Origin of the sequence: Emergencia timonensis (assembly GCF_900086585.1) — a bacterium.
In the GTDB taxonomy this organism is placed as follows: domain Bacteria; phylum Bacillota; class Clostridia; order Peptostreptococcales; family Anaerovoracaceae; genus Senimuribacter; species Senimuribacter timonensis.
Map to the genome: position 1 here is coordinate 795,535 of NZ_FLKM01000009.1, position 26,283 is coordinate 821,817.

Consider the following 26,283-nt stretch of genomic DNA (forward strand, 5'->3'; position numbering starts at 1 on the left):
TATGGTTGAAGAAAAAGAAAAAAAGGTCACGGAGCTGACAGATGAGGAAATTGAGAGTGTAGACGGCGGAAAAATGGGTTTTTTCTGCGGGCGCATGATTACCTCGGGAATCACCAGCGCGAAGAGCTGCCCGCACTATGAAGCCGGCAGGAACTTCTACAACGAACAGGTTTTGGCGATCAACAGGACTTGCGGCGCGTGCAAGCATCTGATGACTGATGCAGGGTGGCATGTGTGTGCAGCGAGAACTTGTGAAGAGTAAATTTAAAGGAGGAAAATGAAATGACAGAGGAAAAGAAAGCAGTAGAACTGACAGAAGAAGAAATTCAGAGCGTAGACGGCGGATCCGGCGTGTATAACGGACACAGGATCATAACGGGTATCAGTTCCGCTAAGGGATGTCCATACTATGAAGCTGGCAGCAACTTCTACAACAAAAAAGTGATGGGCATCAGCAAGACCTGCGGCGCCTGCGTACACATGATTACAGAAAGCGGCTGGCATCTGTGTGAAGCCAGAAACGAGTAAGGAGGGTCTGAACATGGAAGAAAAGAAAATGCCGACAGAGCTCAGCGAGATGGAGCTTGAAAGTGTGGACGGCGGTGCTGCCGTCCATAACGGACACAGGATTACCACAGCCCTGACTTCATCAAAGAATTGCCCGTACTATGATGAGGGATCGAACTTCTATAACAAAAAGCTCCTTGCATTCAAGGGTACCTGCAGCGCCTGCACGAACCTGATGAAAGAGGATGGCTGGCACCTGTGCAAAGCGAGAAACGACTAAAAAAATAATGGGTTTAAAAGCTATGTGTGTAAGGCACATAGCTGATACCCGTTATAGGACCATAATACGACTAGCGCCTGACCACTCGCAGACGCTTGTGGGGCGCAAAGCATAAGGTCTGCCATCAATTTGCTTTGCAAATTGTGGCGAGGACCATAATACGACTAGCGCCTAGCCACTCGCAGACGCTTGTGGGGCGCTAAAGCATAAGGTCTGCCAAGCCAAATCAGCAGTAAAACTCACCAAATCAAAGATTTGGGAGTTTCTTGCATGAGACCTGCCATCGGTTTGCAGTGCAAACCGGGCTAGGGCTTCAAGATTTGGGGCAGGACCATTAAGGAGGGACGGTATGAAGGAAAAATGGGTGCGAAAAGACTTTTCCAGAGACAGCAAAATCAAAGATAGCCTGCTTCTCGATCTGCTGCGCTATCAGCGGATGCGAGAGCATGAGATTCCAGAGGAATACGAGGAACGGATTGCGGCAGCGGGAATCAGCCGAGAGGAGCAGAGGGCCATTGAAGAACGAAAGGAAAAGAAAAAACGCTGAAGACTTTCCAGGACATGAAAATGCCGGGAAAGTCTTTTGTCATATTTTGACGAAATAACAAATTTCAAGAAAAAAAGTACAGAAATCATCGATTTGCTAATTATGGAAAAATTTTTGTTATCATGAAAATATGTTATACGGCGAGACAGAATGGAGGCACGGCATGGAAAAACGACGGAACGGGAAAGAAATACTGATTGAAATTTACGAAGAGTTTTTCCCTAAAATATATAATTACATATATTATCAGATCAACAATAACGCCGTCTGCGACGACTTAGTCAGCAGCGTATTTATGAAAGTAGTGGAAAACATAGATAAATTTGACGAACAGAAAGCCTCATTTTCCACATGGATTTATACCATAGCCAGAAATACAGTGATTGACTATTACAGAAAAGCGAAGATTGAGTCTGATATCGATGACTACGTCGATTCAGTCAAATACTCTCTCTCTTTTGAAGACGCCTATCGAGAATATACACAAGAATACAGAGGCAGCACAGAAGCTTTGATGGCTATCCTCAACGAGAAAGAACGCCCAGTTATCTATCTTCGATATTTTGAAGGTCTCAGTTTTACGGAGATAGGAAGCCGCCTGGGAAAGAACAGCAGCACTGTCAGGACACTACACGAGAGGGCGCTGAAAAAAATGTTCAAATATCTTCAGGATAAAGGGATATGCTACGAAGATATAATATAGAGGAGATAGAAGGATGGAAGAGAAAAAAGTATGTGGTATAATTGGTATTACAAGCGATGGATATCCCATTATTATGCCGGACCATGTGTGTCGATACTTTGAAGCTGACGATACGACGACTTATGATGTAAAAGAGTGCTGGTACTGCCGTTATGCAGATTTCCGCAGGTCCAATGAGATCATGCTGGAAAACAGCGTCTGCAGACATATCTTAAATCGCGTAAAGCCCATAAGATAATGATCTGTCCATATGGAATATACTGATAATCATTGAAATAGGAGAGTTTTATGATACGGTTTGCAATCTGTGATGACTTTGCTGAAGACCGGGAATTTGTCCGAAAGGTTTTAACTGCATATTTTTATAAACGCAACGAAAGAATTGAAATAACTGAATACGAAGAAGGGACTGTGCTCCTTGACGATTACGCTGACGGAGACACCGTCTGTTTTGATGCGATTTTTTTAGATATTTTTATGAGAAAATCTCACGGAATGAAAGTGGCAGAACAGCTTCGCCAGTACGATAAGAACGTGAGCATCATTTTGATTACGACAACAGACGAGTTTGCCTTGGCGGGTTACGGCGTTCACGCATACAGCTATCTTCTAAAGCCTATCGAATCTGAAACCTTGGTGGAACTATTGGATGGATTTGTACGCTTTTTTCATGCGGATAGGAAAGAAAGCCTGCTGGTGAAAAACGGTACGACCCAAGAACGAATTCGTTACAACGATATTGTCTATCTGGAGAGTCAAACGCCCTACGTCTATATTCATCTGCGAGACGGGGCGGTACACCGCATCAGCGCTAAGCTTACCGATGTAGAAGAGGAGCTGAAAGGCAGGAGTTTTACCCGCTGTCATCAAAGTTTCATCGTAAATTTTGAAAACGTGGTCAAAGTGGACAAAGTGTTTCACATGGAGGACGGAACCCAGGTGCCTATCCGCAGGCAGGAGATGAAGGCTATGAAAGAGGCCTATTACCAGTATGTCATCAAGACTACCCTATAATGAAAGGAGAGACCATGTTAAATCCTCTCAGATACGCCATCATCAATATCGTCATGTTCATCTGTCTTTTATTGACTTTTTTCAGCCTTTATGCGCCAAAGGAGGGGACGAAGCTTTATAAGCCGGCCTGCGTTGTACTGATCGCGGCAGATCTGGGTTTCATGGCTTATGTCACTTACGCCAAAGGACTGATGGCTGCCAATAATCTGCTGCTGGTTATCTGGATAGTTCCCACTTTTTTTCTATTTATCTTCTTTTCCAAATATAATATCGAAAGATATATCGTCGCCTACTTTTCATCCCTTCTCAGTGTTACTTTAGTCAATAGTCTGGGCTTTATCGCAGTCCATTATTTTTTTGGCTGGCAGCAGACAGCCCATCTGCTGATCCGGTGCGGACTGATGATTACTGTTACGCTGGTCGTGCGGCGATTCATCAAAAAGCCGTTTTCAAAAGCGCTGGAATCAGTTGACAAAGGCTGGAAACTGATGGATGTGGTCATCATCTTATTTTTTCTATTGAGCATTATTTTTTTTGTCTATCCCAAGCCGTTTACAGAACGGGCAGGAGAATATGGATTTGCTGTTTTATTTATCATAACTATCTACTGTGCCATTGCGCTGGTCATCTGCACGATTCTCAACATGAGCAAGGAAAATGAAAAACGAATGGCAGAGGCGCAGAGGCGTAATGAACTGCGCATAGACAGCATCAAGCTGGAGCAGATGGAACAGCAGTATAAGACGATGATGAATACGTTGGAACAGACCAGTGTGGTCCGTCATGACCTCGCTCACCATTTCCTGGTGATTGCAGAGTATTGCAGACGCGGTGAATACGAGAAAATTCCAGTCTATTTAGAAACGCTGAACTTTCAAAACGTCACCGATGAGGTGAAAGTTTATTGTAGGAACTACACGGCAAACATCATTTTCAGTTACTATGCCTGGTTATCAAAGTCTGAGAATATCAGTTTTGCCTGTGAAGCAGATTTGCCAGAAAACGTCCTTCCCAATGAAATGGAATTGAGCGTGCTACTGGGTAATGCGCTGGAAAATGCGGTAGAGGGCTGCAGAAAAGCGGGAAAAGAAAAATACATTACTGCTAAAATCAGATATGAAAAGCACAAGCTGATTATGGATATCCGCAACCCTTTTGACGGCGTGCTGTGGATACATAGCGGTACTTTACAGTCAACGAAGGAGGAAGATCTTCACGGCTATGGCATGAAAAGCATGCAGAGAGTAGTCGATAAATACAACGGTTATCTGGCTTATTTTAAAGAAGACAAGGAATTCATTCTCCAAATTGTTCTGATCTGCATTGAGACGATTTAGCTGATGATACGTATCTATTAACAGTGTATACGTATCATCAGTCAGTCAAAGGAGTCCCTCATGTTAAATGCAGATCAGTTTACTATTATTAACATCGTGATGATTACATGCGTTTTAATTACTTTTTTCAGTGTTTATGTGCCAAAGCAGAGAAGCAGAAGTTATCGGGTTAGCGCGGTCTTATCTCTCTTAATCTGTGCGCTGTTTATGGCAGGCATCGCCTATTTCAAGGGAATCATGGCAGCCAATCATTCTATGCTGGCTGTTTGGATTCCCCTGACTTTCTTGGTATTTGGGACGTTTGCAAAATATAAAGACGGCAGATATGTTGTAACTTATTTTATTTCGCTCCTTTCTATCACCTCGATCAATGGTCTCGGTTTTATCATCGTAGATTCTTTCTTCGGCTGGCAGCCGGTCGCTCATGTCTCTGTCCGCTGTGGCCTGATGCTTTTAGTGGCCTGGCTGATGTGGTATTACGTCAAAAAACCTCTTGCAAAAGCATTAGCCTCAGTCAGCAAGGGATGGAGCCTGATGGCAGTTGTCTCAGGCTTATTTTATTTGCTCTTTGTCGTATTCTTTGCTTATCCCAAGCCCATCACAGAACGGCCCAAGGAATATGGATTTGCAGTCTTGCTGATTCTCACCATATACTGCGCCATTGTTTTGGTCATCTATACCATTCTAAATCTGAGCCAGGAGATTGAAAAAGGGCTGGAAGAAGCCCAGCAGCAGAACGAACAGCGCATTGACAGCATGAGACTGGAACAGATGGAGTTGCAATATCAGAACATGATGAGTACATTGGAGCAGACCCGCATCATTCGTCACGATTTGTCTCATCATTTCCGCATGATTGCAGAGTATTGCCGCAGCAGACAATACGAAAAAATTGAAGAATACTTAAAAGAACTGAATTTTAAAAATGTGGTAGAAGAGATAAAGGTCTATTGCAAGAATGATACCGCCAATATCATACTCAGCTATTACGCTTGGCTGTCTGAAACAGAGGGCATCCATTACATCTGTGAAGCAGATTTGCCCAAACGGATTTCCTGTGATGAAATGGATTTGAGCGTTTTGTTGGGCAACGCCCTGGAAAATGCGGTGGAAGGCTGCAAAAAAGCGAAGACGGAAAGGGACTTGCGCATAAAGCTGCGTTATGAAAAGAAGAAACTGATTCTCGATGTTCGCAACAGTTTTGACGGTTGCCTGAGAGAAAAGAACGGGGTTTTGTTATCCACCAAGGAGCTGGCACAACATGGATTCGGTATGAGAAGTATCCAGCGGGTGGTAGATAAATACGACGGATATCTGCGCTACTATGTAGAGGATCTGACCTTTGTACTGCAAATTGTGCTGATGTTAAATTGAATTTTTTGAGACGTTTTGATCGGCTGTACGTATATAGACATATAACATAGGAAACAGGGTCCGAAGGAGAAATATCATGGATAAGAAAATCAAGCAGAATATCATCCTCATTTTGCTGCTGATCAACTTGACTGCAACTGGCGGGCTGGCCGTTTATCTGTTTGCCGGAAGTGAAAGCCAGGATGCAGAGACAGCAGTTTTTCACAATATGGAAACAAAACAGAAATACACCCTTTATATAGGCACCAACGATAAAGACACGTATAACCAGTTGATTTCCACAGCTAAGGCTAGGAAAATCGTCGACAGAATCTGTACCAAACACGTGGAAGGTTATACCTCCTCTGAGGCCAAGGGAGGCTGGGTAGACGAAACGGGAGCCCTGACACAGGAAAATACCCTGGTCTATTCCTTTTACGATGTGAAAGACTCGCAGATCAAGGCTATTATGGACGAGGTATTGTCCAAATTGAATCAGAATTCTATTCTCTTAGAAATCGCCGAGAACCGGTCTGTTTATTACTATGGAGAGAAGGAGTAATCGTAATGACGAGAAAAGAAAACAACATCGTGCTATTTTCCATTACGCTCTGCTGGGCAGCATCCTACGTTTTTATTAAAAGCCTGCCGCCGGATTTATCTTCCTATGCTTATCTGACCTTGACGACAGGCACTGCCAGTGTGGTGCTGGTCATCGTGTTCGCAAAACAATTAAAAAAGTTAAACCTGCGCATATTGGGGCAGGGTTTTTTGATGTCTCTGCTGATGGCAGGAAATCTCTTAGCAGAAAAGGCAGGCATCGATCAGCTTCCGTCTTCTAACGCAAGCTTCATTTCTTCACTGAACATCTTATTTGTTCCCTTGCTTTTGCTGATGCTCCACCGCTATCCCACGAGAAATAACATGCTTGGCATTCCTATTATTCTCTTTGGCCTTGCACTGACCAGCGGGTTTGAACTGCGAGGATTCCTCAACACGGGTACTTTTTATATGATTGTCGCTTGTTTGTTTATGGCTGTCTACACCATTTCCGCCGACTATTTTACCAAGAGTACAGATCCGTTGCTTTTAGGGGTCACTCAGATGTGCTTTACCGCAATCATCGGATTTTTGCTGTGGCTGATAGAAGAGCCGCAGACCTTTGCCAGTATTGAATATACGAGAGAATTGCTGTCCTCTGTTTTCATCCTCGCCTTTTTTGCAAAGGCATATGCTTACATCATGCTGATGTATTCCCAGCGATATACAAGTCCTGTCAGTGTCACGATCATTGCTTCTACGGAACCGATTGTCACGCTGCTTTTAGCTTTGCTGATTCCAGCCAGCTTCGGCGCAAAAGAGGTCTTTCACTTAGAATCTCTGCTGGGCGCTATGTTTATCATGGCAGGCGCTATCGTGGCGGGAACGAATTTCCTTGACAAGAGAAAGGAGCAGGCAGCATGAAGCTTTCAAAGTGGAAACAATTTTTGATCTGCACGGCGGTCTTTGCAGTATTGGGCGCGGCCTTCAAGGTCATGGTTTTAGTGGAAGGTTTCACGGAGGTCAGACCGGTCAATGCGGTGCCCATGTTGGCGGGCCTCAGCTTTGGTCTTATAGGCGCCCTGGGATGCGGAATCGGAAACATCATCGCCGACATCTTCGGTACCTTCAATCTGACCTCAATCCTGGGGCTTTTTGCTAACTTCGTAGCCGCTTATCTGCCTTTCAAACTGTGGCATCTGCTGAAGAAGGAAGAGCCTAACGTGCATACCTGGAAGAATATCGGAATCTATGTGTACCTATCTGCCTTGTCAGCGCTGACTGCGTCCTGCATGCTGGGTTTTGGCCTCTATTATTTTTTCGGTCCGTGGATAGAGACCATCTACACCTATGTGCTCTTCAACAACTTCGGCTTTTCCGTAGCCTTGGGGCTGCCGCTCTTCATCGTATTGACCTCTGATTCTGTCAACCTGATATGCGCTGAAAACGAGGAGAGCAAATACGAGTTACTTACGCGGTGGAAAAAACCGGCAATGATTCTCTACACCCTGTTGATGATTGTCATTGCGGCCGGGGTTTTGACGGGCTGGATGCCGGAAAACCGAATTGCAGCGGGCTTTTTCAATGGGATGTCTCTGCTGTTGTTACTTTATCTGCTATTATAGAGGAATAAATTATGGAAAGAAAAACAATCTATAGAAATGCAATCAGGATGTTGCTATGCGGTCTCATTTTTTTCGCAGTGACCATGCCTTTTCGAGAACTGTTTTCTTTAATGCCGGTTACGGAAGTACGTCCAGCCAGCGCTCTGCCGCCGGCCTTCGGACTTTTGTTCGGTGTTTGGGGCGCTCTGGGAACCGCCCTGGGAAATCTGACGGCTGATATCATATCCGGTTATTCTCCCTGGTTATGTGTAACCGGATTCGCCGCCCAATTTCTGTATGGCTACATTCCTTTTAAACTGTGGTATGCCCTGGGCTCGCTAAAGGAGGAGCAGGAATTCCCCAAGCTGGATACAGCCAGACACGTGGTCAAATATCTGTTCATCGTTGCCATCGATTCTCTGATGGTGGCAGGACTGCTGGGATTTCTCATGGAGGGATTCGGCATTTCCCAGTTTCTTTCATCGACCACCTTTGTGCTGCTGCTGAACAACTTTGACTTCTGCATTCTTTTAGGCATGCCGGTGATTATTCTCGTATCGGTGACGGGCATTTCCGTTGACGTACAGAAAGAAAAAAACCACTCCCAAACAGGTCTTCTGGCAGCTTGGGCAGGCATTCTCCTGCTGTGCGCTTTTGCACTGACGGAAGCTCTGCGGCCTGGATTACTTTCTGTCTGGCCTTGTGCTGCAGCGGCTTTTCTTTTCTTCTTTGCTGCAGCAATCTGGTCTCCGTCAGGTCAGACGCTGAAAGAACGAAAGGGCAGGCACCCTCTGTCTATGAATGAAAAGATCATTTTGATTTTTCTCATCTTAGGCATCATCGCGGGAGCCATCGCAGGCAACGCCGCTTATCACGGCTTTTTCGCCCAAGGGGCTGCGGCTGTGGACTTATGGAACCGAGTATACAGCTATGTGGCGATTTCTCTGAACCTGTTTTTCCTGATTTCCCTGCTGTTCCTCTGGTATATGGAGACCAACATCACCGTACCTCTTGCGTCTCTGTCCGATGTAACGCGGTATTATGCAGAGGACAGGTCGCAGGCAATCAACCACGACAGGGTGATTGAAACCTGCACACCTCTCGGCAAGAAAAAAACGGAGGTGGGCAATCTGGCCCGCTCCTTTGTGAAGATGGTGTCTGATTTAGAAACCTACATGGAGAATCTGACAAAGGTCACGGCAGAGAAGGAACGAATTGGCGCAGAACTGGATGTGGCGACACATATACAGGCCAGTATGCTGCCCTGCATTTTTCCACCCTTTCCTGACAGAACAGAATTTGATCTTTCCGCTTCCATGGCGCCTGCCAAAGAAGTGGGCGGAGACTTTTACGATTTCTTTTTGGTGGATGAAGACCATCTGGCGGTAGTCATTGCCGATGTGTCAGGAAAAGGCGTGCCGGCAGCCCTGTTTATGGTCATCGCTAAAACTCTGATCAAAGATCAGACGCAGACTGGAAAATCAGCGGCAGAAGTCTTTGACGAAGTCAATGAACAGTTGTGTGAGAGCAATGACGAGGGACTTTTTGTCACCGCCTGGCTGGGTATTTTGCAGATTTCCACTGGACATATGGAATTCGTCAATGCAGGGCATAATCCGCCGGTCATCTGCAGCAGAGACGGCGAGTTTGCTTACTTGAAAATGAGACCGGGATTCGTATTGGCAGGTATGGAGGGCATGCATTACCGCATGGGGACCTTTGACTTCCATCCTGGAGACATTCTTTATCTGTATACCGACGGTGTGACCGAAGCTACCAACCTGAGAGAAGAATTATATGGAGAGGACAGACTGAAGAGGATCCTCGATGAAAATAAGCAGGTCGCTCCAGCAGAACTGATAGAAAGGGTGAAGATGGATGTAGATGCGTTTGCAGGGCAGGCCCCGCAATTTGACGACATCACGATGCTGGCGCTGAAAATTCTACAACAAACGTCAAACCGGCTAAAACCGGGGTGCTAAAGCAAAAGGAGTTTCCAACAATTTACTCCGTAAATTGAGGCAACTTCATTAGGAGGTGAAAAAATGGCAGAAATGACATTACAGGCAGTTCCCGAGAGTTTAGACCGAGTTCTGGAGTTTATTGATGAAACTTTAGAGCGCAGTCAGTTTCCTGCAAAGGTGCAGGTGCAGATCAATATTGCCATCGAGGAGCTGTTTGTCAATATTGCAAGATACGCCTACAGGCCTTATGTCGGCGAAGTGACGATACGAGTGAAGACGGAAGAAAGACCGCCCCAGGTGACAATCCGGTTCATCGATCAGGGAAAACCCTACAATCCGCTGAAAAAAGAAGATCCGGATGTCACTCTTTCGGCTGAAGAACGGAAAATCGGCGGTTTAGGCATCTACATGGTAAAGCAGAGTATGGATGAAATTTACTATGATTATTTGGACGGAAAAAATATATTGACGATTAAAAAGAAAGCTGATTAGCAGGAGGAAATTATGAAAATCACGAAAAGTAAAGAGAATAGCGCTTTGACCTTGGCACTCAATGGCAGATTGGATACCAACACTGCGCCGGAACTGGAGACGGAGCTTAAGGCCAGCCTGGACGGCATTGAAACCTTGGTGATAGATATGGAAGAACTGGCCTATCTCTCTTCTGCCGGTCTGCGTGTCATTCTGGCAGCACAGAAACAGATGAACAAGCAGGGCAGGATGATTATTCGAAAGGTCAATGACATGGTCATGGAAGTTTTCGAAGTGACAGGCTTTACAGATATTCTGACCATTGAATAATACTGCCCAGGGAAGGAGGAAGACGGTATGGAACTGAATATGGAGTTTTGGAACGCTTTCCTTCCATGTATAGAAGGTATTTATATCATCGATGAAGAGACAAAGGAAATCTGCTACGCCAATGATTTTATCAATCAGTCAGAGGAATCCATCGTCGGCCAGCTCTGCTATCAGGCAATGGCAGGCAGATCGGAACGCTGTGACTTTTGTCCCTCTATTCGAGAGGAAGAACTGGAAAATGGATCGGTCTATTCCTGGGAATTTTATGACAGACGGTCAAAGCAGTGGTATAAGATCAAAAATCGTCTAGTCACCATCGACGGCCGTTTATATCGCCTGGGCAATGTCAACGTAGTCGGCGATATGATGGAGCTTGGCCGCGATGCCATCAAAGAAATGGCAGTCATGCAGCACTTGGCCTGTGATCGGGATAAAATCGGCAAGATATTGGAATTCGAAAGTTCTCACGATAAACTGACCGGCGTATACAACCGTAATCAATATATTGCCGACCTGGAAGGCCAGTTTCGGAATGTGCAATGTGCGGGGATTCTTTTCTTCGACTTGAATAATTTAAAAGAAGTCAACGACAATTATTTTCACTCGGAGGGAGACCGGCTGCTTTGCCGCCTGGCAGAAGCAATTTTCACATCGGCGGGCCGAGGTAAAAGGTGTTACCGCATCGGCGGCGATGAATTTATATTAATCGCCCCAAATTGCACGAAGAGAGAACTCGAACTGTGCCGCAAAAGAGTTCTGAGCGCTTTGAAGGAGCTTGACCAGGGGGAACTGATTCCCTGCAGTGTGGCAGTGGGCAGCGCCTGGAGTCCATCAGGTAAAGATTTGGAGTCCCTGGTTACAGAAGCAGACCGATGTATGTATGCGAATAAAAAAGCGATGAAAGGTGTAAAATAATAGAAATCCCAGTCATAACGTTGACTGGGATTTCTCATGAAAAGGATTTTACTATGACAGATTCCAGGAGCCTTTCTGCCATTTAAAACTAATTTACGACAGTATTTGACAACATTCAGAATTCTTTGGTATAATGATTCTACGATCTTACGGCGATGCCGCAGGGAAAGAATCATTGAATCATGAATTTCGATTGTATTTTCAAAGGAATCGTCATGGTATAATGAACGCATCGATCCTACAGCTTTGCTGCAAGGAAGCGTTCATTGAATCATGAATTTCGATTGTATTTTCAAAGGAATATTCATGGTATAATGATTCTACGATCTTACGGCGACGCCGCAGGGAAGCGTTCATTGAATCATGTGTTGCGATGAAATATTTAAAGAATGCACATGGTATATTTATACATAAATTTATTGAAAGAACGGAGGTAAGAACATGATCCAGTTCCGTGACGTGACGAAGGATTTTAAAGGGAACGTCGTACTATCAGACATTTCAATGGAAATTAAAGATAAAGAACTGACTGTCTTAATCGGCCCCAGCGGCTGCGGAAAGACAACAACATTGAAAATGATAAATCGACTTATCCAACCTAGCAAAGGGAATATTTTTATCGATGGAAAAAATATCGAAGAAATGGACAAGGTGCAGCTGCGCAGAAATATGGGCTATGTCATTCAACAGGGAGGACTGTTCCCCCACATGACGATAAGGCAGAACATCGAAATCATTGAACGGCTTGAAAAAAAAGACCCCCAGGCCATAGTGGATAACACTGTCAGACTGATGAAGATGGTGGACCTGAACCCGGAAGCGTTTTTGGACCGCTACCCTACAGAGCTGTCAGGCGGACAGCGCCAGAGAATCGGTGTCATCCGGGCGCTGGCCAACGATCCGGATATCGTCCTCCTGGACGAACCGTTTTCAGCCTTGGACCCTGTGACCAGGAGCAGTCTGCAGGATGAACTGATTGAGCTGCAGGCTAAAGTGGGAAAGACCATGGTCTTTGTAACCCACGATATGGACGAAGCCATCAAAATCGCAGACAGAATCTGCATTATGAAAGACGGCCATATTCTGCAGTACGATACCCCGGAGATGATTTTGAAGAAGCCGGTAGACGAATTTGTTTCTAACTTTGTTGGAACAAACCGAATCTGGGATTCTCCAGAATATATCCGCGTAGAAGATTTCATGATTTCTCATCCGATTACCTGCAAAGGCGATATGATCAGAAATCGCTGCATCAAAAGGATGAGAGACCATCACATTGATACCCTGCTTGTAGTCGATGAGGAAAACAAACTCAGGGGCATCGTTGGCAGAAAAGACCTATTTAAGGCGACCAGGCCTTTGATGCCTGCAGAGGATATCATGCACGACGTGGCCTATGTGGCCCACGTAGGCGACAGCATCGTCAATGTTTTAAAAATGGTTGAAGAAAGTGAAGTCAACAATATTCCGGTTCTCGATCAAGAGGAGAGACTGGTCGGCCTTCTGACCAACAGTAATTTGGTATCCACACTGAGCAAACAGTTCTTGACCGACGACAATACGGAAGGGATGGTGATTGAAAAATGATCGCATTAGCAAAATATATAGCCGAACACATTTCACAGATTATCAGCCTTCTCTTTGAACACATCGAAATGACCGCTATTTCTGTCGGTTTTGCCATTGTAATCGGCGTGCCTTTAGGTATTTTGATCAGTTATGTTAAAAAGTTAGACAAGCCGATTATCGGCGCAGCCAACGTAGTACAGGCAATACCGAGCATGGCCCTGCTGGGACTTGCTATCCCGCTGCTGGGCATCGGAACGCTGCCGGCCGTGGTCATGGTCATTATTTATTCCTTACTGCCGATTATCAAAAACACCTATACGGGAATTGCCAGCATCGACCCGGAAATGGTAGAAGCGGCAAAAGGCATCGGACTTACAAAGTGGCAGGTACTTCAGAAAGTGAAGCTGCCTATGGCGCTGCCGGTCATCATGGCTGGTGTGCGTATTTCCGCAGTTACCGCAGTAGGGCTGATGACCATGGCGGCCTTTATCGGCGCTGGCGGCCTGGGATACCTGGTCTTTTCCGGCATTAGAACCGTTAATAATCTGCAGATTTTAGCCGGCGCTATTCCAGCTTGTCTTCTGGCATTGGTCGTGGATTTTCTCATGGGTCTGGTAGAGAAACTGGTTACCCCGATCAGCCTGCAGAAAGCCTTTGGTAAATCTAAGGAAGAGCTGAAAAGAAAGAGAAGAAGACAGAAAGTCGTTCTCGCAGTAGCCGGTGCTCTGATCGTCGTTTTGGTGGGCAACACGGTCATCGGCAACATGAAGCAGGAGGAAAAGACTATTACGGTAGGCAGCAAAGACTTTACAGAGCAGCTGATTCTCTGCAACATGTATGCGGATATTATCGAACATGACACGGACATCAATGTAGTCAGACAGCTGAACTTAGGCGGCAGCCAGGTCTGCTTTGAAGCCATGAAGAAGGGCGAAATCGACATGTATGTGGATTATACAGGAACTGTTTATGTCAGCCTTCTGCAGCATGAAGCGAAACCGGATATGGAGGCCGTATACAACGAATGTAAAGAAGAACTGGATAAGGAATATAACATTCTCTTCCTGGAGCAGGCGGGCTTCAACAACACCTATACTTTGGCGGTCAGCCAGGAAACGGCTAAGAAATACGGCCTTAAGAGCATCAAAGACTTCAAAAAGTGTGACTCTCAGTTAAAGATCGGAGCTACACTGGAGTTCCTCAACAGACCGGACGACGGACTGCCAGGTCTTGAGAAAAAATATGGCATTCAGTTTAAAGAATCAGTGGGACTCGACGGTTCACCGAGATTCACCGCACTAGAAAACGGAGAAGTTGACGTTGTAAACGCTTTTGCGACCGACGGACTTCTGAAGAAGTACAATCTGGTCACTTTGACAGACGACGAAGGATACTTCCCACCGTACTATGCGGTGCCGATGATCAGAGAAGACACTCTGAAAGAATATCCTGAACTGGAAGTCAGCATCAACAAGCTGAGCAATTATCTGTCTGATGAGATCATGCAGGAGTTGAATTACCAGGTCGATGAAGAGGGAAAAGAACCTGAAGACGTAGCAAAGGATTTCCTCAAATCCATCGGATTAATTTAAGTATCAAAACAGCGGAAGGCAGAGATGCTCTCCGCTGTTTTGCTTTGAGACCTCAGAATGCATTTTAGACAATTTGGCAAAAATGTATATTGAAGACATGTGATGACTGAAGTACACTAAAGAGTAATGAAAAAATTGGGGGGAAAAGAAAGGTGATTTATGAACAGAACTTTAAAATAGGCGTCAGAGATATTGATTCACAACTGAAGCTGACAAACAGGGCGCTGCTGGGCATGTTTGAGGATGTGAGTTCTGCCCATTCAGACACCGTCGGCTGCGGTGTTGGCAACATCAGAGAGACTGGGCTTTCCTGGGTAATCATGCACTGGAAAACGAAGGTAATCAGGCGGCCGGAGTATGGAGAGAGCATTACCATCAGGACATGGGTTGCGGGAATGAAGAAACTTTACATGTTCCGGCAGTATCAGGTTGTGGATCGAGAAGGAGAGATTATAGCCGTCGGAAACAGCAAATGGGTACTGACGGATCTGCAGTCGGGAGCCGTCAAAATTCCTCAGTGGATTGTGGATGGATACGGTATTTATGATAAAGCTGTTTTCGGCGAGTACCAGATGGAGAAGCTGAAAGAACCAGAGTATCCCCCTTCTTATGGGGCTGAATACAAGGTTCCCTGCTGCGCCATTGATTTAAACCGTCATATGAACAACCTCTACTATCTGGATGCGGCTGCCGATTCCATGAATCCGGAGCGTTATCTGGCTGCCGCCATTGATGAATTTGAAATCATGTACAAAAAAGAAAGCACCTTAGGAGAAATCCTAAAGTGCCAGGTTTATGAACGCGATGGCGAGACGCTTTTCGCCTTTCGGGACGAAGGCGGACGTCATATCCATGCCATTGTATTGCTGAAGCAGTTACTTCACGTTTAAGGTATAGTCGTCATCGAGCACTTGGGCAAAGATGCCCTTGATGCTCTTGGCGGCTTTTTTTCTCGCCTCTTGGAGCAGGCCTTTTTCTTCTGCTTTCTTTTCCATTTCTATCTTCTGATCCCTGCAGAAGCTCTGGTAGTCTTCTACTTTGAACGGATTGAAAATGCTGGTGCTCTCGTCAAAGATTTCGATGCTGTCCTCGTTCATCTCGTGGGACAAAATCTTGGCTTCGGGCAGCGTAATGGTCACTGTTTTTCCCCTGACAGAAACCTCTGCGTCAGACAGGTCGACGCCTGCTTTGATCTCGCCGTCATACGTGAGAATAAAGCTTTTCGTAGTGAACGGAACTTTCATTCCGTAAAAATCCTTGCTGTTCTCGAACTCTGCCATATTGGTGTAAGAGTATGTAACACTTGCCAGTTCATTGATTTCGGTCAATCTATTCTCCAGAACCACCGCAGACATCTTCTGAATTCCATCTGAATTGCCAATGGATTTTCCTACGAAGAAACAAGCCAGACATATGATGACAATTGCTGCAGCAAAGAATGCTAACTTCTTTGTTTTCTTCATGATTCAATTTTCCCCTCTTCTCCCTTTTTCTTTCTTTTTCGACAAATTTCCCATGCTTTTATTTTAACATTTCCAGGATAAATTGCAATATGTATTTGGGCAAAACCTCGGCAAAGGCATGGAAGCCGCCCCGTGCATATTGACAATGATACTCTAGCGCCATTGCCGTATTGGCATCCTGGCGTCTTACTGCCCCGATGCCCTTATCGGAAAATGATTCTGCCGGAAAAATTTGTGCCACCTTGCGTAACCGGCCCCAGCCCTAAGCAGTTCTGTTACGCAGAATGGCGGGCTGGCAAAGGAAGTGCGTAACGGAAAGGCGCAGTTAAATCCAGTAGCATAAAAATCACTTTTGTCAGCTTAAGAGATTCTAATTTTTCTACCAGTTTATATAAAGAATATTGTAGCGGTTAGAAGGCTGAAGTGGTAATATATATACTAGACTATATCTAATGGTAGATTTGATAGATTTGATAGATTTGGATGAGAAAATGAAAAAGAAAGTCATCATAATTGGAGGAGGTCCGGCCGGATATCAAGCGGCAGTCAGCTGCAGTAAGGCAGGGATGGAGACCACACTCATAGAAAGAAACCAGCTTGGAGGCACCTGTGTCAATGACGGCTGTGTTCCGACGAAAACATATTTGGAAGCGATTAAAGCAAAGCAGTATTTGGAGTCGATGGGCATCAACCTTAAGCTCGATCCGCTTACCCTGCGTTGTGCCTGCGAAAGCAAGATCAGCCAGCTGGGCTTTGGCGCGGAATATGTTTTAAGAAAGATGGGAGTGAAGATCCTCTGGATGTCGGCTTCCCTTGTTGGAGAAAAGAAGGTGAAGACGGCAGAAGGAGAACTTCTGACTTGTGACGTTCTGATCGCAGCCACCGGATCAGAACCAGCCGTTCCAAAAGATATCCACTGCGCGAATCTGTTTGCCGTTACACAGCTTCTGGAACTGCGAGAACTTCCCGCGACCATTTCTATCATCGGAGCAGGTGTTCTGGGAGTAGAATTGGCCGTCATACTTTCTACGCTGGACGTGAAGGTAACTTTAGTGGAGAAAGAAGCACGCATTTTGCCGGGATGGGATCCAGATATCAGCCGTGCTTTGGCAGCGTACCTGACAAAAAACGGAATTGAAATCGAAACTGGCACTGAGAAAGCCGATTTTAACAATGCAGTCTTTTGTACTGGACATAGGCCGCTGCTGCCGAAAGTGACAGCGGAAAATATAGATCTGCAACATACGGATTGGATATATATAATAGGCGATGCGACTGGAAAATGCATGGCTGCAGACGCAGCTATGGAAGAAGGCAGTCAGGTCGCCAGTCGGATTCTATATCAAAATGAAAGAGAAGAAGTGGAAACGGCGAAGTGCATTTTTACACCTTTTCAGGCTGCTTCTGCAGGGGATTTGCACCGAGAGGGTCTCAGAGAGAGTTACTATGGAACGGATCAGCACGCGGCAGCAATGGTCAGCAATATGGAGGGCGGTTTTGTCAAAGCTGTCATGGATGAACAGAGCCACGTGCTGAAGGGGTTTCACATCGCAGGCGCCCAAGCGGCAGAGATGATTCAGATTGGGCAGATTGCCGTTGCGCAGGAGATGAAGGCGGAAGATTTTGTCAGGTTGGTATTTCCGCACCCGACGATGGGTGAAATGCTGAAAGAGGCGGTGAAACTGTTATGCGATTGATGATCGAGAGAAATACAGATCCCCGCCATAATCTGGCCAGGGAAGAGACGCTGCTGAATCAAGCCAGCGGGGAAACGGTTTATCTTTGGAGAAACCGTTCTTCGGTGATTATCGGCCGTCATCAGAACACACTGGCTGAGATAGATGAAAAAGCAGTAAAGAACCATGGCGTTACTGTGGTCAGAAGACTCACTGGCGGAGGGGCAGTTTTTCAAGACCTTGGCAATATAAACGTTTCCTTTCTGTTTAACAGTGAGAATTTTGAAGAGAAAGCGGCGAGAGGCTGTCTCATGGTCATAGACTTTCTAGCAAGTCTGGGCGTTGATGCACAGTTATCGGGGCGTAATGATATCTGTGTACAGTCACCCGACGGCAGCATGGTAAAGATAGCGGGTACAGCCATGACAGAGCGAAAGGGCGGCGGTATTTTCCACTGCTGTGTCCTTTTTGACTGCGACCTTCAGGTCATGGAAGAAGTGCTGACCCCTGCGGCAGCAAAGTTTGCCGCAAAGGGCATTGCGTCAGTCAGATCAAGAGTTGCTAATCTGAAAGACCTGGCGCCGCAGCTGCAGTCAATGAGCGGCGATGGATTCTTTGAGACCTGGGCGGACTATCTGTCAGAACGCTGTGAATTTGACGCTGTGACGACAGCACAGGAGAAGGAAGAGACTGAGAAGCTGATGAGAGATCGCTATCAATCCTGGCAGTGGAACTACGGCAGGAATCCGGCCGGCAAAGTAGTCAATTCTTGCCGATTTCCCATTGGGACAGTTCATTTGACCTTGGATTTGGCAAAGGGACGGGTGAAAGCCTGTACCTTTTCCGGCGATTTTATCAATCAATATGACTTTGACGAAATTACGACGTGCCTTACGGATGTCCCTTTTGATCGCGGCAGTTTAGCAGCAGCCTTAGGCGCAATTGATCTCTGCAAGTTCTTTGCAGTGGAAGATAAAGAATTCATTTTAGATTTTATGACAGGGAGACGTTTAGAACATGAAAAAAATTGAATGGAAGCAAGAAGTGATTGAAAAAATGAAAGAAGCCTGTCTAGCGCAATATAGGGACGGCACCGCCATGAAGGTCGATGAAGTGATAAAAAGGCTGATGGATATTGAAGGCGTACCGATGCACTATCCCTATCACCATTTTATCATGCCGGCAGGACTTCTGACCTTAGCGGCCATAGAAAAAGGCACCGACGAAAGCGAATTGAGCCAATGGCTGGAAACGGCAGAAGAACGGGCAAAGACGGTACCGGGCGGCTTTTGCGGTAATTGCGGAACCTGTGGCAGCGCAGTAGGTGTCGGCATTTTCATCAGCGTCTTAACAGGCGCGACGCCGATGGCTGTAGAGAATTGGCAATGGGCCAACGAAGCGACGGGAAAGTGCCTGATCAAAATTTCACAGTATCCTGGTCCTAGATGCTGTAAACGCACCACATTCCTGGCCGCTGCAGAAGGTGTGCCTTATATCAACGAAAAGTGCGGGCTGCATTTTGCTGTCAATAATGAAATAGAGTGTAATTACCATATAAAAAATGCGACTTGCCTGGAAGCGGAATGTCCATTTTACAAAGAGGCGTAAAGGAGGTGCTTGATTCATGAAGCAGCCGATAATTGTGCCAGATCAGATTATGCCAAAGCCGATGACTTGGCGCAACTGCGAATGTATGAAGCAGCCTGTTGATCTGGCGGCAAAAAAAGGAACATTGACATGGCTTACGGAGATCGGAGAGACCCTTGAAGAAGGAACCGTAATCTGCGAAGGAGAAGCCGACAAAAAAACTGTAGAAATCACGGCGCCCTGCAGCGGAAAGCTGGTGGAGAAAGTCATCGATGACGAGTGCGTGTTTCAAGCAGGCGATATCTTAGGATATATTGAAAACTAGTTACCCATAACAAAATTACATACAAATCATTTGAGAAAACTGCCTTGCCCAGGCAGTTTTTTCGTCATGAAAAAAATCTTGAGACGAAGTCAATAAATTGAATCGATGCCAAAGACTGATGATTATATTTGTGACTAGATAGATAAATGAAGCGACGGCAGTGTGGCGACGTAAGATGAAGAAAGGAAATGCCTGTCAGCTTTACGGTGCTTTTCCAGCTTTCAGGAAAAAGCGCACAGCCGAAACCTTCTGATACCAGGCTGGCGATGAAATCCGCAGTGGGGCTTTCAAAACGGATCTTCGGTGTAAAGCCAGCTTGTTTGCACAGCGATTTGCTTAGGTCAGAGAAATCGTGGTCGTCGATCAAATTGATATACGGCTCGTCAGCGATATGAGCCAAGTCAACTGCCCCTTTTTTCGCCAGAGGATGGGTCTCTGGCACAGCGAGAAGTATTTCCTCTTCTGTCAGCAGGGTACAGGTGATGTCTTCTGCCGAAATGGGAGCGAAAGTGAAGGCGACGTCGATGGCGCCGTCCTGCAGATCTCTTTCGATTTCTTCCTGGGGTTTTGCATTGATCAGGCGAAATTTTACATGTCCGTTCTGATGCAGAAACTGATTGAACAGACGAGGTAGAAAGCGCAGGGTCACTGCACCGACAGAGACGGTTTCACTAAATTGTTCGCTCATGTCGTAGAGCTCTTGCTGCCCGTCAGACAGCTCTTTCAGAGAGGCATTGACGCGCTTTAGAAAAGCCTTTCCATATTGATTGAGGACGATGTTGCGCCCCTTGCGATCAAAGAGGGCAACGCCCAGACTCTGTTCCAGGCGGGAAATGGAGCGGCTGAGGCAGGGCTGAGAGATATAAAGCTCCTTTGCGGCCTGGGTAATGTTCCCTGTGCGGGCTACAGCTTGAAAATATTGCAGTTGTAACAATTCCATAGCATATATTCTCCTATATCTATGCCTTCTAAGGCATGAATCTATGACGGATTATATATTTTTTTTATGATTCTGTCAATGGTACAATGTATACAAGAAAGAGATGAGGAGGATGAATCTTTATGGAGCCAGCGAAATTATGGACCAAAAACTTTGTACTTTGCACGTTTGTGAACTTTTTACTGATGTTGAATTACTATCTGCTGATTACGGTGATGACCCAGTATACCATAGAAACCTATGGGGCGGGGTCAGGCGTTGCAGGTCTGTCCGCCAGTATCTTTGTCATCGGAACCCTGGCCGCCAGGCTTTTTGCAGGCAGCCGATTGGAGCAGATTGGTCATAAACGGCTAGTGCTGATTGGTGCGGTCCTGGTTTTTGCCATGTCTGGCGTATACATGATTGTCGATCAAATTGCCATCCTTTTTGCCATTCGTCTCATACACGGTGCGGCATATGGGCTTTTGGCTACTGCTTTGGGAACAGTAGTGACGGAAACTGTACCGGAAAGCAAACGGGGAGAGGGCATCGGTTATTATATGTTGAGCAATACACTCGGTGCCGCCGTCGGACCTTTCTGTGCAGTGTTCTTTCATCAGCACGGCGGTTACGACGTGATCTTTTTCGTATGTACTTTTGCAGCAGTGATCGCTTTGATCAGCGTGTTTCTTCTCAATTTCAGGGTGTACGAAAAGACTGCCCCCGTCTGTGAGGACGATGGAAAAGAGGTGCCTGCAGCCAGTAGATTTTTGGCGAAAGGGGCTCTGCCGATCAGTATTGTGTGTGCGCTGATTTATTTCGGTTACTCCAGTATTTTGTCCTTCCTCATGTCTTTCGCAGCAGAAATCCAGCAAGAAACGGCGGCACAGTATTTCTTTTCCGTTTATGCGCTGGCAATGCTGGTTACCAGACCCTTCACCGGAAAAATATTCGACAAGAAAGGCCAGTGGTACGCCCTGATGCCTGGCATGTTGGGATTCGCTGCAGGTATGCTGGTCCTGAGCCGCACGGACTCAGCCGTGCTGCTGCTCATCGCGGCGGCTTTCCTGGGATTTGGCGTAGGGGTTACTCAATCGGCGGGACTGGCAGCAGCTGTGGAAGCGGTAAAAGGGAAACATCTGGCCCTGGTCAATTCTACTTTTTATATCTGTTTGGATCTGGCGGTAGGTATTGGACCGTTGCTGCTGGGTTATCTTCTCCGCTTTACAGGCTATCGCGGCATGTATCTTTCTATGGCAGTATTGGCCCTGCTGTGTGTGATCTTATATCACGGAATTTATCGCAGACAGGCCAGCGATACGGCAAAAGCTGTCAAGGAAGAACTGAGACGGGAATATGTATATAAAAGAAGAGAATTGAATTCATAATGGAAGGAAAAGTTAGATGAAAGAGATTATTTTAAAGACTATAGAACAGGTTGGACTGGAACTGGATGAACTGAGCAGAAAAATCTACGAAAAACCAGAAACGGCCTATGAGGAAGTCATAGCCTGTAAACTACATGCAGAGTTTCTGGAGAAGTACGGATTCCTGGTGGAAAGAAATTTCTGCGGTATAGAGACTGGATTCAAGGCTGAATATGACAGCGGAAAACCAGGCCTTACGGTGGGCATCATGGCCGAATACGACGCACTGCCCGGAATCGGTCACGGCTGCGGCCATAATATTCTGGGCGCTACCAGCAGCGGCGCCGGCATCGCGCTGAAAAGTGTCATCAATGAAATCGGCGGCAAGGTCATCGTTTACGGAACGCCGGCGGAAGAAAATAACGGCGCCAAGATGGCATACGCCAGAAAAGGTGCCTTTGATGAATTAGACTTTGCCATGATGGCGCATCCCAACGCTACATACAATAAGTGCAGCCCGATGCTTGCCCTGGGACCGGTATCCTTTGAATTTCATGGAAAACCTTCCCACGCGTCTGCAGCACCGGAAGAAGGGAGAAACGCTTTGGATGCGTTGATTCTAGCCATGTGCGGCATCAACGCCCTGAGACAGCAGATGAAGAGTTCTTCCAGAGTCCACGGCATCGTGGTCAAAGGGGGAGAAGCTACCAACGTCATTCCGGATTATGCCTCGGCCCAGTTCGTAGTCAGATCCCTTACCAAAACCTATAACGAAGAACTGCGGGAGCGGGTTAGAAATTGTGCCCGCGGTGCGGCTCTGCAGACTGGTACAGAAGTAAACTTTACAGATCCGGATATCTATCTGGACAACATGATTTCCAATAGAACCATGGAGCAGGTATTCTGCGACAAAATGGAGGAACTGTTTGACATCAAAGTAGAGGAACCATCGGAACAAACCGGTTCCAACGATGCAGGACTTCTCAGCAAGATCTGTCCCTTTATGCATCCCATGTTTGGCATCTGTGCGGACGAGAAGTTTGCAGCCCATACAGAAGGCTTCCGTGACGCTACTTTGACAGACTACGCCAGGGAGCAGATGAGAAATACTGCGGCAGGTCTCGCTATGACCGCAGTAGAAGTCATGACTGACCCAAAGCTCTTTGCCAAGATGAAAGCGGAATTTGAGTCGGCAGAACAATAAAGAAAAACAGGAAAAAAGCGGCTGATCCCAGAACAGGAAAAGCCGCTTTTCTAATTGGTTATTCTATGGATTTCAGTGATTCGGTCATACTGATCTTCTCTAACTTGTAATACATCGCCAAGTTGACGACTGCCGCAAAGACAAAGGTCAGTACCACGGCCAGCACGTAGCTGACAGCAGAGATTCTCACGTCAAAGGAAAGCATATCCACCTTGATCTGTTCCATGACAAAGGCGTGCAGCCACTTGCCCAGGAGCAGCCCGACGACGGCGCTGATGCCAGTCAGGAAGAAATTCTCCCTGAAGACGTAAGCCGAGGTTTCCTTTGGATAGAAACCAAGCACCTTGATGGTGGCGATTTCTCGTATTCGCTCTGTAATATTGATATTGGTCAGATTGTACAGAACGATAAAGGCCAAAGCGCCGGCTGACAGGCAGACCAGCAGAATGACATAGTCCAGACTCTTCATCATATTGGAGACCCGGACACGGAGATCGTTATTGACTGACACGGTGGCTACGTGATCCATGTTGAGCACCTTGGAGGAAGAGGCGTATACGTCCATACCGTCTTTCGCGTTGACAAGGGCGGATTTGATTTCCGGTGTATACCCCCACTGATCCTGGCAGGTCTGCGGAGAAACGTAGACATAATTGTAAACAAAATTCTGGCAGACGCCGCTGACCGTCAGTTCCATCTTTTTCATATTTTCATCTCGTAAGGTGATCTTGTCACCCACTGCCAAATCGTATTCGTCGGCCAGCTTGCGGCAGATGACCGCCTGGCCTGCAGACGGATAATTCAACTTTGTTCCGTCAGGATTGTGGAGCTTGACAAATTGGTCAAAGTGCTCATTGTCAGAGGCGACCAGGTTGACGGACTTTGCAGTCTTGCCTGTGAGCAAGTCGGCAGTTCCCTCGTGGACGAAGATCATATCGTCCACATAGTCGGCGGCTTCCTTTTGGAAATGATCCTGCCGCCAGGTCCCCATCTCCTTGTCGAAGACGACGCTGTAATCATAGACCTGGATTTCGTCATACTGAAAATCCACCACGTTTTTGATAGAGTCTCTGACGCCCAGTCCTGTGAGAAGAAGGGCGGTACAGCCGCTGATGCCCAGCACCATCATGAAAAAACGTTTTTTATAGCGAAAGATGTTTCGGAAGGAGACTTTGTATAAAAAGCTGATTTTCTTCCAGAGGAAGGTGATTCTTTCCAGTAAGATCCGTTTGCCGTCTTTTGGCGATTTTGGTCTGATCAGTTGGGCAGGCACTTCTCTGAATTCTGCATAGCAGGACATAATCGTAGCTCCCATGGAACAGAGCAGGGAGACCAGCAGGGATGTGACCGCCAAAGGTCCGTTGATGATATAGTACAGACTAGAACTGAAGTCATACATCATGCCGTAGGCTTTCCAGATAACCAATGGGAAGAGCCAGCAGCCAAAGAGGAAGCCGGATACGCATCCGATAAAGGAAGCGCTGCCTGAATAGAACAGATATTTTCCGATGACGGCGCCGTTGCTGTATCCCAAAGCTTTGAGCACACCAATCTGGGTTCTCTGCTCATCGACCATTCTCGTCATGGTGGTCATGCATACCAGAGCTGCCACCAGAAAAAAGAAGATTGGAAAAACCTTTGCAATACCGTCTACGATGTTGGAGTCACTTTCGAAGCAGGCGTAACCGATATTGGTATTTCTGTCTAACACATAGGTGTCAGGCGCTTTGATGTCGGCGATCTCTTTTTTTGCTTTGTCAAGATCCTTCTTAGCATCGTCCAGCTTTGCCTTTGCTTCTGCGAACTTTTCATCTGCTTCTGCTTTCGCTTCGTTGTACTTGCGCAGGTTTGCGGGCATTTCTGCTTCTGCCTCTTTGATTTTCCTGCGCCCGGTGTCGATCTGGGAAAGACCGGCATTGATTTTGCTCAAATTTCCGTTTAACTGCTTTTCTGTGGCAGACAGCTTCGCTTCAGTCTGCGCGATCTGTTCCGGCGTCATATACTGTTTGTTTGCCTCGAAGTCTTTGCGCTGTGCAGCCACCTTCGAAAGACCGGCTTCCACTTTAGCCTTGGAGGCCTTTAATTCTTTTTCCTTGGCGTCCAGATTCTTTTTCTCTTGGGCCAAAGTGTTCTTTCCATCTATGATTTTTTGATAGCTGTCTGCCAGTTTTTGTTCTGCATCAGCCTTTTCTGACAGGTATTTGTCGTAGTTTTCATCGTATTCCTTTTGACCATCGGACAGCTTTTCCTTTGCGTCCTTGATGATTTTTTGATAACGGAGATCAGAACGTTTATCTGCTGCAGTCTGCAGCTTATCCTCTGTGGCATCGACCAGATCGTTATATTCGTCAGAGTAAATGGAATAGTGATCCTTAAGACCGAGAAAAATTTCGGTAAAATAGTCGGTGTCAAAGCCGCCTCTGTTTATATAGGCAAAGCCGGCGACAGATCCGCTTCCCAAAGAAGTAGATCCTCTTTCGAAATTCATATAATAAGGAGAGATGACGATTCCTGTAATAGTATATTCCTTATATTTGAACATCTTGCGAGTGTCTTTTTCATTCTCGCTGGAAATGACGATCTTCTGACCGACAGCATCGTCATCCACCAGTCTGTAATCGACGACACATTCATCGTCAGCCTTTGGCATTCTGCCGCTTTTCAGGCTCAACTCATTTACCCGGTCTGTGATAGAATGCATCATCAAAACTCTGTCTGCTTCGCCATCGATGCTGTAGAGGACGTCGGTACTGACGGAACCCTCTGCGCTGCCGATGTAAGACTCCTTTGCGAGAGCTTTCACGTCTTTTTCTTTGAATCCCAGCGTGGATACGACTTTATAATCGAAGAAATCGTGGTCAGCCAAATATTCGTCGGCTGTCTTTATCATGGCTTCTCTGGTCACTTTGATGCCCGAAAAGAAACCGACGCCCAGAGCTACGATGGCTAGGATGGCCAGATAGCGTCCAAGGCTGTTTTTGATTTCCCGAAGTGTAGATTTTCTTAACATTTGCAG

At 46.3% G+C, this 26,283-nt stretch carries 28 protein-coding genes; 25 read left to right on the forward strand and 3 right to left on the reverse strand.

Annotated features, from left to right (window positions below; all coding sequences use genetic code 11):
- Position 1 precedes the first annotated feature (1 nt).
- The 19 genes from BN6539_RS14630 to BN6539_RS14720 all read left to right on the forward strand — a co-directional run bounded on the left by BN6539_RS14630 (position 2) and on the right by BN6539_RS14720 (position 15,616).
- Positions 2-262, forward strand: coding sequence for a hypothetical protein (locus BN6539_RS14630; RefSeq protein ID WP_067540107.1), 261 nt, complete (start codon positions 2-4; stop codon positions 260-262).
- A 20-nt stretch (positions 263-282) separates the two neighbouring features.
- The gene (locus tag BN6539_RS14635; RefSeq protein ID WP_067540110.1) at positions 283-528 is read left to right on the forward strand and encodes a hypothetical protein; all 246 of its coding nucleotides are present in this window, start codon (positions 283-285) and stop codon (positions 526-528) included.
- 13 nt (positions 529-541) lie between these two features.
- Positions 542-787, forward strand: a complete 246-nt coding sequence (locus tag BN6539_RS14640) for a hypothetical protein (protein WP_067540112.1) — start codon at positions 542-544, stop codon at positions 785-787.
- 349 nt (positions 788-1,136) lie between these two features.
- A complete protein-coding gene (locus BN6539_RS14645; protein WP_067540114.1) occupies positions 1,137-1,334 on the forward strand; it encodes a hypothetical protein in 198 nt (65 codons plus the stop codon).
- A gap of 163 nt (positions 1,335-1,497) precedes the next feature.
- On the forward strand, positions 1,498-2,037 hold the full coding sequence (locus tag BN6539_RS14650) for an RNA polymerase sigma factor (protein ID WP_067540117.1): 540 nt from the start codon (positions 1,498-1,500) through the stop codon (positions 2,035-2,037).
- A gap of 13 nt (positions 2,038-2,050) precedes the next feature.
- Positions 2,051-2,275 carry a hypothetical protein gene (locus BN6539_RS14655; protein ID WP_067540120.1) on the forward strand — a complete coding sequence of 75 codons (225 nt, stop codon included), beginning with the start codon at positions 2,051-2,053 and terminating at the stop codon, positions 2,273-2,275.
- Between the two features lie 50 nt (positions 2,276-2,325).
- Positions 2,326-3,051, forward strand: a complete 726-nt coding sequence (locus BN6539_RS14660; RefSeq protein WP_067540122.1) for a LytR/AlgR family response regulator transcription factor — start codon at positions 2,326-2,328, stop codon at positions 3,049-3,051.
- 14 nt (positions 3,052-3,065) lie between these two features.
- Positions 3,066-4,388 carry an ATP-binding protein gene (locus tag BN6539_RS14665; protein ID WP_187375512.1) on the forward strand — a complete coding sequence of 441 codons (1,323 nt, stop codon included), beginning with the start codon at positions 3,066-3,068 and terminating at the stop codon, positions 4,386-4,388.
- A gap of 60 nt (positions 4,389-4,448) precedes the next feature.
- On the forward strand, positions 4,449-5,762 hold the full coding sequence (locus BN6539_RS14670) for a sensor histidine kinase (protein ID WP_067540128.1): 1,314 nt from the start codon (positions 4,449-4,451) through the stop codon (positions 5,760-5,762).
- Positions 5,763-5,838: 76 nt separating this feature from the next.
- Positions 5,839-6,303, forward strand: a complete 465-nt coding sequence (locus tag BN6539_RS14675; RefSeq protein WP_067540131.1) for a DUF3574 domain-containing protein — start codon at positions 5,839-5,841, stop codon at positions 6,301-6,303.
- A 5-nt stretch (positions 6,304-6,308) separates the two neighbouring features.
- The gene (locus tag BN6539_RS14680; protein ID WP_067540134.1) at positions 6,309-7,205 is read left to right on the forward strand and encodes a DMT family transporter; all 897 of its coding nucleotides are present in this window, start codon (positions 6,309-6,311) and stop codon (positions 7,203-7,205) included.
- Positions 7,202-7,906 (forward strand): QueT transporter family protein, encoded by a 705-nt coding sequence (locus tag BN6539_RS14685; RefSeq protein WP_067540137.1) that lies wholly within the window; start codon positions 7,202-7,204, stop codon positions 7,904-7,906. The genes BN6539_RS14680 and BN6539_RS14685 overlap by 4 nt, the downstream gene beginning before the upstream one ends.
- 11 nt (positions 7,907-7,917) lie before the next feature.
- Positions 7,918-9,867, forward strand: a complete 1,950-nt coding sequence (locus tag BN6539_RS14690; protein ID WP_067540139.1) for a PP2C family protein-serine/threonine phosphatase — start codon at positions 7,918-7,920, stop codon at positions 9,865-9,867.
- 63 nt (positions 9,868-9,930) lie between these two features.
- Positions 9,931-10,341 (forward strand): ATP-binding protein, encoded by a 411-nt coding sequence (locus tag BN6539_RS14695; RefSeq protein WP_067540142.1) that lies wholly within the window; start codon positions 9,931-9,933, stop codon positions 10,339-10,341.
- A 12-nt stretch (positions 10,342-10,353) separates the two neighbouring features.
- A complete protein-coding gene (locus BN6539_RS14700; protein ID WP_067540145.1) occupies positions 10,354-10,650 on the forward strand; it encodes an STAS domain-containing protein in 297 nt (98 codons plus the stop codon).
- Between the two features lie 27 nt (positions 10,651-10,677).
- On the forward strand, positions 10,678-11,565 hold the full coding sequence (locus BN6539_RS14705; RefSeq protein ID WP_067540148.1) for a GGDEF domain-containing protein: 888 nt from the start codon (positions 10,678-10,680) through the stop codon (positions 11,563-11,565).
- A 441-nt stretch (positions 11,566-12,006) separates the two neighbouring features.
- Positions 12,007-13,152 (forward strand): betaine/proline/choline family ABC transporter ATP-binding protein, encoded by a 1,146-nt coding sequence (locus tag BN6539_RS14710; protein WP_067540150.1) that lies wholly within the window; start codon positions 12,007-12,009, stop codon positions 13,150-13,152.
- Positions 13,149-14,726, forward strand: coding sequence for an ABC transporter permease/substrate-binding protein (locus BN6539_RS14715; protein WP_067540160.1), 1,578 nt, complete (start codon positions 13,149-13,151; stop codon positions 14,724-14,726). The genes BN6539_RS14710 and BN6539_RS14715 overlap by 4 nt, the downstream gene beginning before the upstream one ends.
- 152 nt (positions 14,727-14,878) lie before the next feature.
- Positions 14,879-15,616 carry an acyl-[acyl-carrier-protein] thioesterase gene (locus tag BN6539_RS14720; protein WP_067540163.1) on the forward strand — a complete coding sequence of 246 codons (738 nt, stop codon included), beginning with the start codon at positions 14,879-14,881 and terminating at the stop codon, positions 15,614-15,616.
- Here BN6539_RS14720 and BN6539_RS14725 read toward each other — a convergent pair.
- Positions 15,602-16,189: a DUF4230 domain-containing protein gene (locus tag BN6539_RS14725; protein WP_067540166.1), complete on the reverse strand. Its 588-nt coding sequence runs from the start codon at positions 16,187-16,189 to the stop codon at positions 15,602-15,604. The genes BN6539_RS14720 and BN6539_RS14725 overlap by 15 nt on opposite strands.
- Before the next feature lie 452 nt (positions 16,190-16,641).
- Here BN6539_RS14725 and BN6539_RS14730 point away from each other — a divergent pair, with 452 nt between their 5' ends.
- The 4 genes from BN6539_RS14730 to BN6539_RS14745 are packed head-to-tail and all read left to right on the forward strand — an operon-like array spanning position 16,642 to position 19,777.
- Positions 16,642-17,886, forward strand: coding sequence for an FAD-dependent oxidoreductase (locus tag BN6539_RS14730; RefSeq protein ID WP_067540169.1), 1,245 nt, complete (start codon positions 16,642-16,644; stop codon positions 17,884-17,886).
- The gene (locus BN6539_RS14735; RefSeq protein ID WP_067540171.1) at positions 17,886-18,896 is read left to right on the forward strand and encodes a lipoate--protein ligase; all 1,011 of its coding nucleotides are present in this window, start codon (positions 17,886-17,888) and stop codon (positions 18,894-18,896) included. The genes BN6539_RS14730 and BN6539_RS14735 overlap by 1 nt, the downstream gene beginning before the upstream one ends.
- Complete coding sequence (locus BN6539_RS14740) at positions 18,883-19,473, forward strand: DUF5714 domain-containing protein (protein WP_067540174.1); 591 nt, start codon at positions 18,883-18,885, stop codon at positions 19,471-19,473. The genes BN6539_RS14735 and BN6539_RS14740 overlap by 14 nt, the downstream gene beginning before the upstream one ends.
- Positions 19,474-19,489: 16 nt before the next feature.
- Entirely contained in the window at positions 19,490-19,777 is a 288-nt protein-coding gene (locus tag BN6539_RS14745) for a lipoyl domain-containing protein (RefSeq protein WP_067540177.1), read from the forward strand.
- A 64-nt stretch (positions 19,778-19,841) separates the two neighbouring features.
- Here the strand turns inward: BN6539_RS14745 and BN6539_RS14750 are convergent, their stop codons facing one another.
- Complete coding sequence (locus tag BN6539_RS14750) at positions 19,842-20,717, reverse strand: LysR family transcriptional regulator (RefSeq protein WP_067540180.1); 876 nt, start codon at positions 20,715-20,717, stop codon at positions 19,842-19,844.
- A 122-nt stretch (positions 20,718-20,839) separates the two neighbouring features.
- Between BN6539_RS14750 and BN6539_RS14755 the strand changes: the two genes are divergently transcribed.
- A complete protein-coding gene (locus BN6539_RS14755; protein ID WP_067540183.1) occupies positions 20,840-22,084 on the forward strand; it encodes an MFS transporter in 1,245 nt (414 codons plus the stop codon).
- Between the two features lie 16 nt (positions 22,085-22,100).
- Complete coding sequence (locus tag BN6539_RS14760; RefSeq protein WP_067540186.1) at positions 22,101-23,267, forward strand: M20 family metallopeptidase; 1,167 nt, start codon at positions 22,101-22,103, stop codon at positions 23,265-23,267.
- A 58-nt stretch (positions 23,268-23,325) separates the two neighbouring features.
- Here the strand turns inward: BN6539_RS14760 and BN6539_RS14765 are convergent, their stop codons facing one another.
- Positions 23,326-26,277 (reverse strand): FtsX-like permease family protein, encoded by a 2,952-nt coding sequence (locus tag BN6539_RS14765; protein ID WP_067540189.1) that lies wholly within the window; start codon positions 26,275-26,277, stop codon positions 23,326-23,328.
- Positions 26,278-26,283: the final 6 nt, after the last annotated feature.